General features: G+C 50.3%; 2 protein-coding genes. Both read right to left on the reverse strand.

Translation table 11 applies throughout. From position 1 onward, the window contains the following. Positions 1-8: 8 nt before the first annotated feature. Entirely contained in the window at positions 9-6305 is a 6297-nt protein-coding gene (locus tag ACKTRM_RS11225) for a type I polyketide synthase (RefSeq protein ID WP_012117925.1), read from the reverse strand. 18 nt (positions 6306-6323) lie between these two features. Continuing rightward, a complete protein-coding gene (locus ACKTRM_RS11230; RefSeq protein ID WP_012117926.1) occupies positions 6324-18914 on the reverse strand; it encodes a type I polyketide synthase in 12591 nt (4196 codons plus the stop codon). Positions 18915-18943: the final 29 nt, after the last annotated feature.

The raw sequence follows: 18943 nt of genomic DNA on the forward strand, positions 1-18943 counted from the left end.
CAGCGCAATCAGTAAGTCTTCATTTGTTTCCAAAACGTATTCGGACGGGACTTATGTGCGTTTTCATGCAGGTTTTCGGCTTTGTCCGAACGAATGGGCCGGCGTTTTAATTCCTGTCTCGGCAAAGGCTTTCTAACCGGGGTATACGCCTCTTGCTCCCAAGCTTCCACTATGACATGGGCATTTGTCCCTCCGTCAGCGAAACTGCTGACGGCGGCAATCCGCGGTGAATCCGTCCATTCACGCAGAGCGTGCGAAAAATAAAACGGCGAGGCGGACAGATCGTAATGCGTCATCGGCTCTTTGCCCGAAAGGAAAGGCACACGCATTCGGCGCGAGAGCATAAGCACTGTTTTAATGAATCCGGCAATCCCTTCAGCGCATAACGGGTGTCCGATATTCGGCTTCATCGACCCCAATTCGCAAGGCGCGCTGTTTTGCATACGGTACACCGCTTCAATCGCCCTCAGTTCCAAAAGGTCTGTTACTTCAGAGCCTGAACCGTTTGCTTCAATGTAGCTGATATCCTCCGCTTTTCTGCCGCTTTTGGCAAGCGCCTTGGCCATCACTTCTTTCTGCGCCTGTATATTCGGTGTGGCAGGCCCCGCGGTTCTGCCGTCATTGTTTACGGAAATGCCTTTAATGACCGCATGAATCCGGTCCCCGTCTTTTACAGCCTGGGCCGCTGTTTTTAAATACACCATTCCGACGCCTTCGCCCAATACGATGCCGCCGGTGCGGCGGTCAAAAATATGAAACGCAGGCTCTTCGCTTAACAGATTGCGAAGTTCGAACATCCGGTGGGTTTGACCGGATTCCAGCAGACTGACTCCCCCGACCACCGCTGAGTCGATTTCACCGCAAGAAAGCGCCTGTATCGCCATATTCATACCGACAAGCGCTGAAGAACAGGCCGTATCCAAAACAAGACTCGGCCCCTTCAAATCAAAGAACTGAGAAAGATTGGCCGCTAAGTAATTCGGACCGGCGGCGACTATCGGATTTTTTGCATGCTTCAGACGGTTTTCATCAGGCATACTGCCGCCGCGTCCTCCTAAATAGACACCGGCTGACCTGCCTTTCATTTCTTGTAAAGAGTAACCGCTGTCTCTGAACAGATGAAGCGCCTCTTCTAATATAAGAAAGGACTGGATATCCATTGCCTTGATGTCTTCTTCGGGAATAAGGAAAAACTCCGGGTCAAAATGCGTTACATTTTGTAAAAGGCCCGCATAATCCGCCTTCTCCGTTTTCCAGCGCTCTTTCGGAACTCTTTGAATGGCTGACGTTCCTTCAGACAGCAGCTTCCAATAAGCTTCAATTGATTCAGCTCCCGGAAAACGGCAGGACATTCCGACAACAGCGATGTCTTGCGCCGCTGCAGCGCCAGAAGGCTGAATAACAGCGGCTGCTGTTTGTTTGGGAACGTCCGGGATTACAGGCTGAACCGGTTTTGAAACGGCAGCTTTGATTTCCGGATATGCTGTTTCAAGCCATCCGGCCAGCGCAGCAACCGTAGGATATTCATACAGCACCGCCGGGTCAAGGTCAGCTTTGATCCTCTTTCCGATCGCTCTGGACACTTGGGCAAGCATGATGGAATCGGCTCCGTAATCTTGAAACGGTGTATCAGATTCAAATCTTGACGGCTCCAGTCTTAATTCCCGGCAGCAAATGCCCGTCAGCCACTCCTCAACGCTTTCTGTATCGGCCTGTTCCTGCTGCTTTGTTTCAGTAAGACCGGATGAAAGCAGCAGACGGTCAGGCTCCCATTTTTCCGGGTGAATGACGGCCGGCATAATAACAGATCCGCAATCGCCTGCCATGATGGCATCAAACAGGCTCAGCCCTTCTCTGTCAGTGATGCTCTTTAAACCGCTTTTCTGATAGGCCCGGCTTTTTGATTCGCCCATACCCGTTTCTTTCCAGCTCGGCCACTGGATGCTCAGCACCGGAAAACCTTTTGCGGCCGCAAAATAATCCATATAGGCGTTAGCCATGGCATAATCGCTTTGTCCCGCTCCTAATTCCGGCATCACGCCGGACACTGAAGAAAACAGCGCAAAAAACCGGAGAGGCTCCTTGTGCAGCGCTTGATACAAAAGGTCCAGTCCGTCTGTTTTAGGCTCAAGCACGGGCATCATCTGTTCGCTTGTTTTGCGGATAAAGGCCGGATGATCGAGATCTACGGCTCCCGCTGCGTGTAACACGCCTCCTATCGGCCCCATTTGATCTTTCACACGGCTGACGGCCTGCTCATATTCAGGGCCGGAAGATACAGACAGCACTTCCGTTCGGATACCTTTTTGTTCGAGCTCTCTAATTCTTCTCACCTTATCGGAAAACGGGGAATTCCGTTTGATATGATCATCCCATTCCGCTTTCGGTGGCATTGTTTCTTTTCCGGTAAGCACGAGTTTCGTGACTCCGTAACGTTCGGCAAAATGCCGGGCAAATAAATATCCGAGTCCCCGGGTCCCTCCGGTGATCCAGAGCACATGGTCTTTCGGAAATGAAAATTCTTTTTCAGCTAAGCTGTTTGTTTCCTTTAACCGCGTGTGATAGCGCACACCGTTTCGGTAACACACTTCGATGTCTTCAGAATCGCGAAAAAACTCATCTGCGATCTGGTTTGCCAGCTCAGGATCTTCGGCAGTCCGTTCTGCATCCATATGCCGCGAGCGGATATCCTTATACTCACTTTGGAGCATCCGGTACAATCCGGCCTTTTTTGCACCTGAGAGATTTATCGTTTCATTTGCAAAGGGTTCAAGCCCCTTTGTCACACAAAGCAGCTGAAGCTTTCGGCCGCGGTTTCTGTTGTCAATGAGAGACTGCAGACGATGAATCCAGCCGTCATCATGATTGATTTCCGTCCCGCATCCGGTCACATCAATCAGACCGCCAAATCGGGCCGCGTCCCCGGATATTTCCGGTGATGCAGCGTCAATGATTTCAGACTCGGGGAAATAACGGGACAGCTCAACGGCTAAATTTCCTGTCTGGTGATCAGCAGCTATTCCGATGACGCCCCGCACTTCCTTAGCCGGAACACTGCTGCTTTCTGCCCAGCTTTTCTGTAAAAAGCGGATTTCACGAAATGTTTCAGAATGTGTTTCAGCATCACGAACATTGTCCGGCGCTGCATCGTCCGGCCAATACCGATCCTTTATAAATGGATAACCGGGAAGGCTGATGCGGTGCGGCAGGCTGCCGTTATAAAGCTCTGACCAATCAATCTTCAGCCCTTTCACCCAAAGTTCCAGAAGCTTCGCGAATTTTTTTCTTTTCATCCATTTACGGACGGCTTCCTGCATATCTTCATCCTTAAAAACGGCTAGAATGTCTTTATACTGTTTGCTTTTTCCCCTGAAGCAGCCGTCTGTCCCGCCGTCAATAAAACGCTGCAGTTTTTCCGCTAACTGCTCTGTCGACGTCACGATAAACGCCGCACGTTCTTCCATCGCTTCTCTTCCGGTTTGAAGGGTGTAAGCCGCATCCCGGAGGCTGCGGTCTGTGACGTCATTTTTTCTGATCGCTTGAAGAAGCTGCTGCGCCCGCTGCTTCAGGCTGGCCTCCTGTTTGGCGGATAATAAAATGACTGCGGGATCTTCATCTGTGAATGGCTCATAAATCTCCCTATCAGGTTCAATATATTCTTCTATCAATATGTGGGCATTTGCCCCGCCCGCGCCAAAAGAAGAGATGCCCGCGATTCTCGGAATCTCCTTTTGCGCTCCGTTTTCCTCAATGACCGGCCGTTTCCAGTCTGCCAATTCACGCTGCACCACAAACGGCGTCCGGTCGAATACAATATTCGGATTCAATTTCCGGCAATGTAATGAGGGAGCCAGCTTTCGTTTTTGAAGCTGGAGCAGCAGTTTCGTTACACCGGCAATGCCTGCCGCGGCTTCCAAATGCCCGATATTGGATTTAACTGAGCTGATGGCGCAAAAGCCTTTATCTGACGTTTTCGTTTGAAATGCGCGGGTCAAACCGTCAATTTCGATCGGATCTCCGAGTTCAGTACCCGTGCCGTGTGCTTCGATACAGCTGATCATCCGCGGATGTATTCCTGATTTTTCAAGCGCGCCGGAAATCACGTCAGCCTGGGCGCTCGGACTCGGCACTGTATACCCGTTTGTTCTGCCGCCGTGATTGATATGAGTGCCGCGAATCACCCCGTAAATATGGTCCTTATCAGCCATCGCTTTTGACAGCGGCTTTAACAGCACGGCCCCGACACCTTCACCGGGAACAAATCCGTCCCCGCCTTCACCGAAACTTTTGCACGTTCCGTCTTTTGAAAGCATTCGATAGGCGCTGAGCTCCGCATAAGCCGAAGGATGCGTATACACATTCACACCGCCGGCAATCGCCATGTCGCATTCGCCGCGAAGGATGTTTTCACACGCTTCATGAATTGCAGTCAGCGAAGACGAGCACATCGTGTCGACCGGCATGCTCGGCCCTTTCAGATTAAGAAAATAGGAAACTCTGTTGGCCGCTGAACTGAACGACGTTTTCGGCTGCAGGGTGCCGCCGTTTTTCCAGTACATTCCGTACCCGTTTTTCGTAATGCCCGCAAAAACGCCGACCCGGCCGTTATACAAATTCTCAAGCTGTTCCTTCGTATAACCGGCATCCTCCAGCACCTGCCAGCACATTTCAATAAAGAGACGCTCCTGCGGGTCCATATTCAAAGCATCACGGGGTGAAATTTGAAAAAACAGCGGATCAAAGAAAGCGGCATCTTTCAGAAACCCGCCCCGCTTACTGTAACTTTTCCCTTCTTTCACGGCCGCTTCAGGATCAGGGTTGTAGTACTTGTCCTTTTCCCAGCGCTCTTCGGGAATTTCCGTCACACAGTCTTTTCCGGCCGCTAAGTTATCCCAGTACTCTTCAAGTGTTTCAGCTTGCGGATAACGTCCGCTGACTCCGATAATCGCAATCCCTTCTTTTGTCTGGTTCTCATTGGAAAAAGCAGGCCGTTTCTTTCGCTTGATAAACGACGGAAGCACCGGAAAATCTTCATTTGCCAAAACCTGTTCTGATATGCCTGAACGGTGGTCATCATCATTTGTCCATTTTCGGCATTCTTTTGGATAATCCGTGACAAAGTGAGCTGCCAGAGATCCCAGTGTCTTATATTCGTAAAAAACCGTTTTGGAAAGGTCACCGAAAAGCAGAGACAATTCGCGGTTCAATTTCGTCACAGTGACTGAGTCGATTCCGTAGGTTTCCAGCGGCTCTTCAGTATCTATGTTGGAAACAGCAATTTTTGTAGTCAGGCCAAAAAGCGTTTTGAGCTGAAGAAGCGTTTGTTCATACAAACGTTCACTGCGGTGTTCGGCATTGGTTTTTCCGGGAGCGCCCGTCTTGATGACAGGCTGCAGCTTCAACCCCGACAGGGAAGCCCATATTTTCCCCTCTTCGTCACATAAATCAATATAAAAGCTCCCCGCCTTCTCTTGTATCTCGGCCCATACCTTGTCAGGACAAGGTTCATAAAACAAAAGCTCGTCCAATGAAACCGGGGCGAGCGTTTTATATTCTTTGCCGCCAAGCAGCGCGCATGCCTCTGTCACACTTTTCATCACACAGGGAGGGAGGCCGAATCGGGCGGATTCTTTTTGGTTTGTCAATGGAATTGATATGTCTGCCAGCATCCGTCCTGCTGAGGCGTAAATACGCTCAATTCCTTTCATGTGCTCACTGTATTGAACGGTATCGTTCTGAGTGATGGCTTCAATTTGCTGCTGATCCATCAGGAAGCCGCTGTTTTCCTTCAAGCGGCTGATATCCAGCATGCCAGGCGCAGCATCAACTGGCTGAATCATCCCTTGGCTGTACACATCATGATGACTGAAATCGGCAGAAAATGGATTATAAATCTCAAACCTTTTGGCTTCACCCTCTGCGGGTATCAGCCTGATTTCGATATGGAACGGCTCAGCCTCAGTCAGAATGGGCTTTGACCACACGATATGCGTCAGCCGGACAGCCTCAGTCTCCTTTACTGTCAAAACAGCCGCAGCTCTCGCCATTTCCAAAAGAAGTTCTCCGGGCATAAGCTTTTTACGCTGTAAAGAAACATCAGCGAGAAAAAATTCCCGGCCGCTGAAAGCTGCCGAGAATCCCTGTCCCGTTTCATCGGAAATATGCTGCTGAGCAAGCGGATGAAGGGAAGCCGCTTGGCGAAGTCCCATCCGCATATCATAATCGCGCAAAATGCCGATCGCATCCTGTTTTGTCATTTTTTTATTTTTGACGTCAGAAAAAACCCGGTGCAGAAACTCTTTCATATGGTTTCCTCCATTACGCTAATCCCTGTAAAAACCGATCGTTCTTTTTACAGCGGCTTCTATGCTTATTTCGTTTTTCTCCAATTCATCAAGCAGGCGCTCATAAGTCTCAAGCGGGGACGTATCAATCTCATAAGTCTCCCGGTGCCTTATATGCTGCGCACTGTGCGGTATCCAGCAATGTGTTTTCGCAAAAGGATAGACGGGCAGGCTGACTTTTTTTGGCCTTTCGTCCGGATATAATTTATTCCAGTCGACATGTAAACCTTGCACCCATAATTTTGCAAGCATTGCATATTTGCCTGCTTCAATCCATTGATCTACGGTCCCGCTCATTTCTGCGTTGTCCGTCATCTCTGTAAACAGCTGTTTCATCGCTTTGTTCCGGCCTGTAAAGAAATTCTGCCCCGTCTCCTTGCCGCTGAGGAAATCATTCAGCGCGTTCGTAAGCTGTTCTTTTGTTTCAGCAATGACGGCAAGGCGCTCTTCCATTTCATCCCGGCCAAGCTGTAGCGTATAAGCGATACCCGCAAGAGCTCCGTCAGCTGAATGTGTCTTTTCCAAATATCTGCGCAGCTGTTCCGCACGTTTCTTCAGCTGTTCCGCCGTCTTTGCCGAGAGAATGAATAAGGACGGCTGAAGTTCACCGGACGTCCATTGTTTCTCTTCAACAGGAGAAACATATTCTTCGAGCACGACATGAGCATTGACACCGCCAAATCCGAACGAGCTGACACCCGCTCTCCGCGGCAGTTCATTTCCGCTATCATCAGTCGCCGCTTTCCACGGCTGAGTGTCGCGGACGAAATAAAACGGGCTGCCGTCGAGGCTGATATACGAATTAACGGTTTCACAATGCAGACTTTTCACAAGCGTTTTGTGCTGCATCTGCAAAATAATTTTTAAAAGCCCGGCCATGCCAGCCGCAAGCTCTGTGTGGCCGATATTCGTTTTGACGGAACCGATGCCGCAATGAGGCTGATCGGGTGCCGTTACTCCGGCTTTCTGATAAAGCGCTGCAAAAGCCGCTTTGAGTCCGTTGATTTCTATCGGATCACCGAGCGCCGTTCCCGTGCCGTGGGCTTCAATATAACTCACTGTACGGGGGTCGATGTTCGCTTGCTGATAAGCTTTTATCATGACTTCTGTCTGTGCTTTCGGATTCGGCGATGTAAGGGAAGCCGCCCTTCCGCCATGATTTTCCGCCGTTCCGCGAATAACGGCATAAATACGGTCGCCGTCACGTTCCGCATCGGATAATGTTTTCAAAACAATCATGCCGGCACCTTCAGCTCTGACATACCCGTCCGCTTGATCGGAAAATGTTTTGCAGCGCCCGTCTTCACTGAGCATTCCCGCTTTATTAAAGCTGATATGCATATCCGGCGACACAATAGCATTGACGCCTCCTGCAATCGCGATGCCGCAGTCTCCGGCCTGAATTGCCCTGACCGCACGGTGAACAGCGACCAATGAGCTTGAACAGGCGGTTTCAATCGGTTCGCTCGGCCCATGTATATTCAGAAAATAGCTCATGCGGTTCGGACCGATTGACGGAACCGTACCGGCGGCGGAAGAACCCTCAATCTCTATATGGAACTTTGAAGCTTCCTGGGCGTAACCGCTGTTTGTCGTGCCTGCAAAAATGCCTGTATTTGTACCTGACAGGCTTTTGGCAGAGCAGCCTGCATCTTCAATCGCTTTCCATACATGCATCATTAAAAGTCTTTGCTGAGGATCCATCATTTCGGCTTCATGCGGAGAAATACCGAAAAATAAAGGGTCAAATTGAGCGGTTTCATCAATGAAGCCGCCCCACTTTACATTGCTCGCATTTTTATCTTTCTGCGGATCTCCGTAATACTGTCTCCAGTCCCAGCGCTCCGGCGGTATTTCAGAAATGCAGTCCTTTTCTCCGGCTAAATTCTCCCAAAACATTTCCGGATTTTCAGCCATTGGAAATGCACAGCTGATTCCGATTATCGCCACGGGCTCAGGTGCAGCTGCGGTTTTTGTTTTAGGAAGACGGGACGGAATCAAGAATGGCTCCGTCTTCATTTTTTTACGCACAACCGGTTTCTCCGTTTCTGTTTCTGCCTGTGAGCCGAATGTATCCGGATGTTCCGTCAGCAAGTATTGGGCAAAACGAAAGACTGTCGGGTATTCAAAAAACACGGCCGGTGTCAGTTCAAGCCCATACATTTTATTTAGTTCATTTGCAAACTGCGTGAATGAAACCGAATCAAAGCCATAATCTCTCATCTCTGATTCAGCATCTATCTCGTCTTCTTTCACCTTCAGAATGCCTGATATCATATGTTTGAGTTCCGCTTGTACTTTATTCGGCATATGGACGGGCGTCTTCCTTGACACATGAATGCTACGGGACGGTTCCGGCGTCTCAGGCATCAGGTTTTTTCGAATCCGTTTTTCGTCGCCCTCTGCCACCATGACCTGGTGTTCTCCGGAGGCAAAAGCGGCGTAAAGCGCTTGGATGCCTGAGGCCGATCGCATGGCTTTCATCCCGGTCTGTTCGTACATCATCCGTTCTGTCTCTTTGTCCACGCGCATACCGCCTTCTTCCCAAAGCGGCCAGTTGACAGACAGAGTCTGCCCGCTCCGCTCGTTGTCCCGCACGAGACGGTTCCGGCGGGCTGCATAAACATCCATAAATGCGTTGGCTGCCGCATAACCGGCCTGCCCCGGATTTCCCATACCTCCCGCCAAGGAAGAAAACAGAATGAAAAAGTCCAGCCGCACATCTTTCGCTGCTTCATCAAGATTGATAAGCCCTTTCACCTTCGGCGCCATGACGGTCTTCCGTTCGTTTTCTGTCTGGTTGAGAATGTAATTGTCAGCGATCACGCCTGCGCCGTGAATGATCCCGTCGAGTGTTCCGTGCTCCTCCTGTATGCCGCGGACGAGGGCGATGACCGCCGCCCTGTCTGTCACGTCTACCGGTTGATACAATACGCGGGCACCCGACGCTTCCAAGCGCCGTAAGCGGGCGGAGCGGTCTTCATCAAGCGCTTCCGCCCTCCCCGTTAATACGAGGACGGCGTTTTTGACGCGGGAGGCTATTTCTTCAGCGAAAATCAGGCCGATGCCGCCCGCTCCCCCAGTGAGGAGGTAGACTCCTTCGTCTTTCCACGGAACGGCGCCGCTTTGAGGCGCCGGCAGATGACGCCAGTTTCTGACGAGACGTTTGCCGTCTTCATAACGGATTTCCGCTTGTTCAGGATGCGCCCGGTTTTCTTTCAGCTTGGTAAGAAGCGCTGATGCTGACTCGGCCGGATCGGCTTGGATGACTTGGCCGTACAGCTTCGGATGTTCAAGGTGAGCCGTTTTCAGAAAAGCGGCCAGCCCCGCCAATACATTGTCTTCCCCCCTGTCGGGGACAAGAAGCTGGATCAGCGTTTTTTCCTTCTGTTTTTCTTTGATAAGACGCGTGACGATCGCTGACAGCTCCGCCGCGCAGGCGTCATAACGGTCTTCAATCGGACCTTCGCCGTCAGCCGCACATACGGCGCCGCTTATGTCCTCAGCATTCATTCCGCCATACAGCGTCACGTAACTGAAAGACTCTTCTTGTCCGCCGCCTTCATCCAGCGGTGATTCCTGCCACTTTGGCTGAAACAAGAGCGGTTTTTCCTCCGTTTCCTCTTCCAGAAAACGGGCGGTGAGCCCCGTCAATCGGACACATACCGCGCCGTTTTCATCACACAGCTCAATATGATAGGCGCCGTCCGCTGAGGAAAGCACCGCCCACATCGTCTCCCGGCACGCAGAAAACACCTGCATATCCTGGAGGGCAAACGGCAGAAACGGCCGTCCGGACGCGGAACCGTCTGAGAGCACGAGACCGATAGAAGCCTGAAGGGCGGCGTCCAGCATGCTCGGATGCAGGATGAACGGCTCCTTTTCCTCGCGGGCGGACGGCGGAAGAGTGAGCTTCGCGAGCACTTCTCCGTTTCCGGCATAGACGGCGTCAAGCGCCTGATGAGACGGTCCGTAGGTGATGCCGAGGCTGTCGAACGCTTTATAGCACTCAGCCTTTGACAAGTGACGGCCGCCGCAGCGCGCCTGAACCGCTTCTACATCGAGAACAGGAGCACGTTCCGTCTCTTCGAGCACGGCCTTTCCCTGGAAAAAGACAAGCGGCTCTTCTCCTTCGGCATACGCTTCAAAAGCGATGTCTCCGTTTTCTTCCGGCTGAAGCTTTACATGAAGCGTCACTCCTTCAGAAAGCGCCGTCACCGGACGGAGCCAAACGATCTGTTTGAGCCTGACACCCGTTTTCCCGCCGGGCAAGTCTTCAGCAGCCAGCGTAACGGCGGCCCGGGCCATTTCTAAAGCAGCCGCGCCCGGAAGCACCGGTTTTCCATTGACGATATGATCCGCAAAAAACGGTTCATGTCCTGAAAAAACAGAAGTAAAACGCTGGGCGGTAAAGGTCGATGTATTCGCGTGGAGCAGCGGGTGAAGTCTGGCTGCTTTCTCACTTTTCGATGAGCCTGTTTTGTCAAGTGACACATCAGCTTTTGTGACCCAATATCGGTCTTTGGCAAAAGGGTAGGCCGGGAGACTGATGCGGCCCGGGTTGCGCTGATAAAGAGCTGACCAATCGACGTCAAGCCCTTTAACCCAAAGGTCAAGCAGCTTTCCGTATTTCCCTTTTTTCAGCCAGGCATTTATGGTAAGCGCCATATCTTCATCAGAAGTGAGCGAAGCCGCCAATGAATGATGTTTGGCTGTCCTGCCCCGCCAGATATGAGCATGTTCGATACTATGATCGTTTGAGAAACTCATAAGCTTCATTTTCAGTTCTTCTATCGACTCGGCCGTAAATGCAAGCCGCTCAGCCATCGGTTCTCTTCCCGTCTGAAGCGTGTAGGCGATCTTGGCTAAATCCCCGTCAGAACGTTCTTTTCTTATGACATCATCCAGAAGCTGGCGGGCGCGCTCTGTCAATTGCTGCTCATTTCGCGCTGATAAAATGATAACAGCCGGTTTTTGCGGAGAAACGAGCACGTTTTCCATTGGTTTCAGGCTGTCAGACGGCACATATTCCTGAATGATGACATGTGCGTTTGAACCTCCTGCTCCAAACGAGGAAATGCCGGCAATTCTCGGATATTCCTTCATTTCACCCGTGATATTCAAGACAGGTCGCTTCCATTCCGTTTCTTTTTGCTGTACGAAAAACGGAGTGTGCTCAAACTCAATATTCGGATTCAATTCCGCCGCATGCAATGAAGGGGCAATCCTCTTATGTTTCAATTGCAGAAGCAGTTTGGTGATCCCCGCAATCCCGGCAGCGCTTTCTAAATGTCCGATATTTGATTTAATTGAACCGATGGAACAAAACTGCCGGTCTTCTGTTGTCAGGCGAAAAGCTTTCGTTAACCCGTCGATTTCAATCGGATCACCGAGCGCAGTGCCCGTTCCGTGGGCTTCCAAGTAACTGACCGTTCTCGGGTGAATGTCTGTCCGTTTCAACGTCTCTGCGATCAGATCAAACTGCGCTTTCGGATTCGGCACCATATAAGCGTTTGTCCTTCCTGCTGCGTTCAGCATGCTTCCTTTAATAACGCCGTAAATATGATCGCCGTCTTTCTCCGCTTGAGCAAGCGGCTTTAACACAATCGCCCCTACTCCTTCACCGTCAACAAAACCGTCCGCACTGTCTCCGAAAGATTTGCATTTTTCACCGGGAGACAGCATTGAAAAAGCGGACAGCCGCTCATAGTGGGCCGGATCAACGATAAGATTGACTCCGCCGGCAATCGCTGTTTCACTCATTCCGCTCCGCAGGCTTTCTGCGGCGAGATGGACAGCTGTTAAAGAAGAAGAGCAGGCTGTATCCACAGCCATACTCGGCCCTTGGAAATTGAACAAAAACGATACTCTGTTTGCGATAGACCAGTCGCTGGGGACTGTCGGGTAATTGCTGTTCATCACACCGACAAAGACTCCGATTTTCCGGCTGTCACAAAGCGTGGCCGGGGTGTACCCCGCATCTTCAATGCTTGAATAAGCAGTCTGCAGAAACACTCTTTCCTGCGGATCCATCCTTTCAGCTTCCGCGGGAGATATACGGAAAAACAGCGGATCAAATTTATCAATGTCCTCGAGAAAACCGCCCCATTTTGAATAAATGGACCCCCATTTTCCGCGTTCCTCGTTATAAAACGTTTTCCAGTCCCAGCGATCTTTCGGCACTTCAGTAATAGAATGCCTGCCGGCTTTTACATTTTCCCACAGTTCATCAACGTGATCGGCGCCCGGATACCGGCCTGACAGACCGATGACAGCGATATCCCGGATATAGGGATCTCCGTTCGTCCTTTCGCCTTCCTCGTTTTGAGGAATCTTGTTTTGTTTTACATTCAGGTTATCTGTGTGATCAGACAGCTGTGCCTCACGCACACCCATCGCTTTCATAAATGCTCCCCGCTGAGAAAGAAGCAGGTAATCCGCGATTTCTTCTATCGTCTGATATTCAAAAAAGAGGGTGCTGGTCATTTGGTCAAACACGTTACGAAAGGCATTTGTGAGCCTGACGACCAGAATAGAATCCAAACCGTATGCGGTTAAGGAAACCGACGGATCCATTCTCCCGCTCGGAATCTTCAGCGTTTTTCCTATTAATTCCGTCAGATATGTGATGCCCCGTTCCCTTACGTTTGGAATCGGCGCGGCGCTTTCTGCGGGAGCCTGCACCCGTCCGGCGTTTTCGGGATGAGCCCGTCCATTCCCGAATTGCCGCTCGAGCGCTTCTTTACGGGAAGACAGAAAGTAATCAGCAAGCTCATCAATGGTTTGATATTCAAAAAATAAAGTGCTGCTGACAGAACCGAAGACGTCTTTTAACGCGTTGGTCAGTCTGACGACCAGTATGGAATCCAATCCGTATGCGGTTAAAGGTTCATGGGCTAAAAGACGATGCGCCGGCACTTTAAGCGCTTCACCGATGACCTTCTTCAACAGTTCAACGCTTTTTTCTCTCAGGCTGACATGCAAAGTATCATCCGAAAGACCATCTGCGTCATACGGACGGCGCTCCGGCTTCTCTTCTGACGCCTGCGGGAGGGCAAGCCTGACCGTTCCGTCACTTTCAGCCGCTATAATCTGCTGGCCTAAGTCGTGTGCGGCTTCAGCCGGAAACAGAGGATGGACGAACCCTTCAAGCGAAAGCGCTTCCGCCCAGCCAGCCGGCTCAACCCCCGGACAGCCCGGAATCCGTAAATCATGATCCTCATACAGCCACCAGCCTTCAAGAAGGCCGAACGTCACATGGTTGAATATGGTACGGCTGTTGATCTCATTTATAAACAGCTGACCGTTTTTTTGCAGCATTGCTTTCGCATGGCGCAGCGCAGAGCGGATATTTTTTGTCGCATGAAGCACATTGGTCGCGATCACTGCGTCATACGTGCCGATGTCCGACGCTTCTGCTGATACCGGCTGCTCAGCGTTGAATATTTTATAAGTGACATAAGGATATTCCGGACCGAATATGTCTTCTGCATGTAAAAGAAATGCTTTAGAAATATCCGTGAAACAATATTCGGCAATATGCGCTTCATACGGTTTCAATTTTCTCATGACCGCAGCGCTCGTCCCGCCCGTTCCGGCTCCGATTTCTAAAATGCGGATTTTCGCCTGCGGGTCTTTTTCCAGACGTTCCTTCAAAACTGCAATCAATGTGTCAGCAAGCTTGTCATTGAAAAAATCAGAAATGATATTATTGCGGTAAATGCCTTCCACAAGACGGAAGGAGGAGTCAGGGAACATCACTTCCGTTGCCGGAAGCTTTCCGGTTAAAATGTCTGGAAGCACACGCAATGTCTCTTCTGCCAATCTGACATGCGCCCTCATGTCTTTCTGGCGCAGCCAAGTCTCTTTTTTCCGCTCCCATTCCTCCCACATCTGCCCTAAATCCGTTTTTTCCGGAGCAAGCGCTAATTCAGTCAGGAGGACAAAGCTCTCTTTCAGCCATCTGCTGTATTGTTCCGTTATGCCGGCAGCCGATTGAAATAACGGCAAAGCCTGATCAAGCCCGGCTCCCATCTCATAAAGGGTTGATACAAGCATTTTTTCAATAAGGGATTCCATCTCTCTCATGCAGCTCATGACACTTGATGCTTTTAACCGCTCAGCTTCGTCATTCTGCGTGATGTTAACCGTTAATTGTCCGAGTGCGGAAGGAATCTTTTCCGGATAAACCGTTACTTGTTCTTTCAGATCGTCTTTCATAAAAACCGGATCTGTCGTTTTGATCAGCGCCAGCTGATCATGAGGTCCGGAAAGCAGGGTTTCCAGCGTTTTCATCGCTTCGGGCGCCTCAATAGAAGCGATTCCGTCCCGTTCCATCCGTTTCCGGTATTGTTCTGAAGCGACAACGCCGACACTTCCCCAAAAGCCCCAATTGACAACTTTAACGGCATACGGCGCTTTCTGTGAGATCCGCTTAGCAAAAGCGTCTTTAAACGTGCACCCGGCGGCATAATTGCTCTGTCCCGGCGCTTTTTGAAACGACATCATCGAAGAGAAAAACAGCAAGAAATCCAAGGGTTCCCCTTCAGCTACCCGGGCAATCTGCAAGCTGACATCAGTTTTTGCAGAAAGTGAAGCGCGGAACTGCTCCTCTTCCATATTGGCAAAACTTCGGTCTGATAACACGATGGCGGAGTGAATGATTCCGCGGACCTTTCCATTTTCCTTCACAATGGTGTCATACGCCCGTTTGAGAGAGTCATAATCCGCAGCATCCGCGCTGAAATATTGCGGTGCGGGACCTAAAGCTGCGAGTCTTTTCAGCTTTCTTTCAATCTGTGTATCTTTTTTCCGTCTCCCGATCCAGATAATTTTCGCCTGATAGGTCTGAATCATATATTCAGTCCATACTTCTCCTATTCCGCCTGCTCCGCCGATAATCACATAAACCCCGCCGTGCCGGTATAATGAAGGCTCATCTGCATGAGGCCGGCAGACGGCCAATTGCTGGCGGTGCCACTGACCTGCACGAAAGACCCACGGATTTCCCTCGAGGTCCGCCGGTAAAGAGAAGACATCGGGAAGATGCCGGTTTCCCCTTTGAGATTCCAAATCAAGAAGCCGGATGCTCCAATTGCTGTATTCTTTTGCGAGCGAACCCGCTAATCCGTGTATGCTTGCATGACTCGGATTGACCTCATCATGTTCATGAATCGGCTGTGCTTGAAACGTGCAGATTGTCAATGATAGTTGTTCCGTGTCAAAATTCAGAAGCAGAAGCGCTTTTACCAGCCGGAAAAGCTGCATGACCCCGTGCTCCTGTCCGTCGGCCGTATCCGCATCATAAACGGATGGAATGGGATGATCCGGCGCCGCCCATATCATGTGTTGAAAAGAGCCTTGCGCTTTCAATGTTTCAGCCATTTGTTCCGCGCTGTCCAAAGAAGTGATGTCCGGAAAACGGACATCGGAATACATCTCTTTCAAAGCCTGCTGAAAATCCGGCCCGGCCCCGATGACGATTATTTTTTCTTCACGCATGAAAGACATGCCGGTTTCCGGAATGGTGACGGTGTTCCAAACCGGTGTCATAAGCAATTCCGTTTCACGGCTTTTCTTCGGCGTGACGCCGGCTTTTTGGTTAAACCCGGCGCTTTCCTGCACCTCTTTTATGATAAAATCTTTCACTGCCGCCAACAGCACGCCGCGCTCATCACAAATATGCAGATCAAATTGGTGAACGGAGGCCGCTTTTACCTCCGCATGCACAAATACGGTTTTCGCTAACGGTTCAAGCAGCTGTATTTCTCCGAAGGAAAACGGTACGATAAGCGCAGGCTCTTTTTGAAATTGCAGCACATGCGCCATTGCAGTTTGAACAGCGCCATCCATTAAGGACGGATGTAGGATGTACTGTTTAAAATCGGCTTCCAAGTGTGACGGGAGCGTTAATTTGGCCAGTGCTTTCCTTTCTGTATAAGAGAATTCGCGGATGACCTGAAAACTGTCCTTTTGCACGATTCCCGCCTCAGAGAACGAGTGATAGATGTCTTCCGGCTCCGTTCTCTGCACAAATGGCGCCGGGAGCTGAAAGGCCGGGGCCTCAAAAGACGCTCCTTTTTCTTTACAAATCACTTCTCCTTGCGAAAAGAGGGTGCCGTCTGCTCCTTTTTCTTTAATGACATAGCTTATACGCTCTTTTTCTGCTTCAAACTCTATCATGACGGATCTTGGGTCTGTCCCTGTCACAATCGGCTCCATGTACCACACACTTTGAAGAGAGACGACCGGGCGTTCTCCCCACAATCCCGCGCCGTATGCCGCCATTTCCAGATGACAGACTCCGGGAAGCACATATTTTTCGTTCACTAAATGATCTTTAAAGAAATATTCATCCTTGGAAAATATCTTTTGAAACGTCCCTTTCCGGGCGGATGAAATATTCTTATCAAGCAGAGGATGCAGCGCTTCACGCCTTTTGATATTTTGGGGCTTTTTTGTATACCGCTTTTTTTGATCGGTCAGCCAGGACGTTTCCTTTAAGAACGGATACGTAGGAAGCGGAACTTTCTGATACGGCGTTTCCGGCTTTTTGCAACCTTGAAGGCCTTTCACCCACAGCGCGGCAAATTTCTCAGGATCTGAAACGGATTGGCCTGAAACGTCCGACCGCCCGTGTGACGCTTTTCCGAAGTACATATACCTGCCGTCGCTGTGACCGCTTACAAATCCGTCCAATCGCTGTTTCAGCTTAGAAAGGGATGATGCAATGACAGCAAGCCGGAAGGAGAAAGGCTCTCTGCCTGACAATAAGGTGGCAGCGATATTTTCCAGACTGTATCCGCCGGCAGAAGGCAGGTTTTCCAATCGGGCAAGAAAGGAGCTTAATTTCCCGGCATATTCTTTCAGCTGCTGTTCGGAATGTGCGCTTAATACGACGGCATGCGGTTTTTGCTCAGTATTCTTGTCCGCTTGCCGTTTTGGGTGATAAGCACCTACGATCAGATGGGCATTAGAGCCTCCTGCGCCGAATGAACTGATTGCGGCGATTCTCGGTTTATCTCCTTCAGCCGGCCACGGCCGGTTGTTTCGGACGACATAAAATGGCGAATCAGAAAAAGAAATCTTGCGGTTCAGTTCCTCGGAGTGCAGACTGGCGGGAAGCGTTTCATATTTCATGCTTAAAAGCACCTTGATTAAACCGGCGATCCCTGCAGCCGCTTCCAAATGACCGATATTGGATTTCACCGAGCCGATTCCGCAGTAGTTTTTCTCATCGGTCTGTTTATCAAATGCCATAGACAGGCCGCGTATCTCAATCGGATCGCCGAGTGCCGTGCCGGTTCCGTGAGCTTCAATGTAGCTGATATCCGCCGGACTTACCGCGGCTCTGTTTAGAGCGGATAAAATCAGGTCCCGGTGCGCTTCCGGATTAGGCACCGTATACCCGGTCGTTTTGCCGCCGTGATTAGTGGCGGACCCCTTAATGACACCGTAGATGTGGTCTTTGTCCGCAATCGCTTTTTTCAATGGTTTTAACAAAACGGCTCCCGCGCCTTCGCCGGGCACGTAACCGTCTCCGCCTTCACCGAAACTGCGGCATTTTCCTTCAGAAGACAGAAAATGCGATTGGCTTAAAAACATGTATTTTTGCGGATGTAAGCTGAGGTTGACGCCTCCGGCCAGCGCCATTTCACAGTCGCCCGACATAATGGCCTGACAAGCCTGATGGACGGCGACAAGCGATGAAGAACACGCCGTATCAACAGCGATGCTCGGACCATGGAGATCAAGGAAATAAGAAACCCGGTTCGGAATGCCCCAATATAAGGAGCCGGGGCCTTTGTACTGATCTTTGAGGAAACCTTCTTCGTGTGCAATTAATGAATATTCATTCCAGGTCACTCCGGCGAATACACCGATTTGATCCGTCGGCCTCGCCGCCGGATTCCCGTAACCGGCATCCTCCATCGCTTCCCAGCAGCACGTGACATACAATTTTTGCTGAGGGTCCATTAAATCAGCTTCCCACGGGGAAACAGAAAAAAACAGCGGGTCAAATTGATCCGGATGATCAATAAAACCTCCCCATTTACTGTATGACGCGTATTCTGCCGTTTTCTCTTCCGAGTAATAAGAGCTGTCCCATCTGTCCTCTGGGATTTCAGAGACACAATCTTTATTTTCCATTAAATTGTTCCAAAAATCATGCTGGTTTTCCGCTTTCGGAAACATCCCGCTCATTCCGATAACCGCAATATCAGAGCTCCCGTCCGTTTCCCGTAGCACCTTTTCAGCCGCCTGTACAGGAAGCAATTCTTCTTCCTGCCGGCTTCCCGTATCAGGCTCCGTTTCTTTGAATTCAAGAACGCTTTCGGGATTTCGTTTCTGCGCACTTAAAAACTCACTCAATTTCTCAATGTTCGGATATTCAAACAGCAGCGTTTCAGAAAGGCCGGTAAATTCTTTATGCAATATGGTCATGATTTCTTCACTGATGAGAGACGTCACGCCAAGAGTAAAAAAAGCGGTTTTATCTTCCGCTTCGGTTACCTCGGCACCCAGCTTTTCCGCTATTACCGTTCTTAAAAATTCGTTAATACATTTCATGAGGATACCATCCCTTGTACAAAAGAATT

This window comes from Bacillus sp. D7-8, from assembly GCF_052055895.1.
Taxonomy (GTDB): Bacteria; Bacillota; Bacilli; order Bacillales; family Bacillaceae; genus Bacillus; species Bacillus velezensis.

Bases quoted from the DNA above. Each gene is read 5' to 3' on its own strand.
- ACKTRM_RS11225 (WP_012117925.1), bottom strand. From the start codon at position 6,305: ATGAAAGAGTTTCTGCACCGGGTTTTTTCTGACGTCAAAAATAAAAAA.
- ACKTRM_RS11230 (WP_012117926.1), bottom strand. From the start codon at position 18,914: ATGAAATGTATTAACGAATTTTTAAGAACGGTAATAGCGGAAAAGCTG.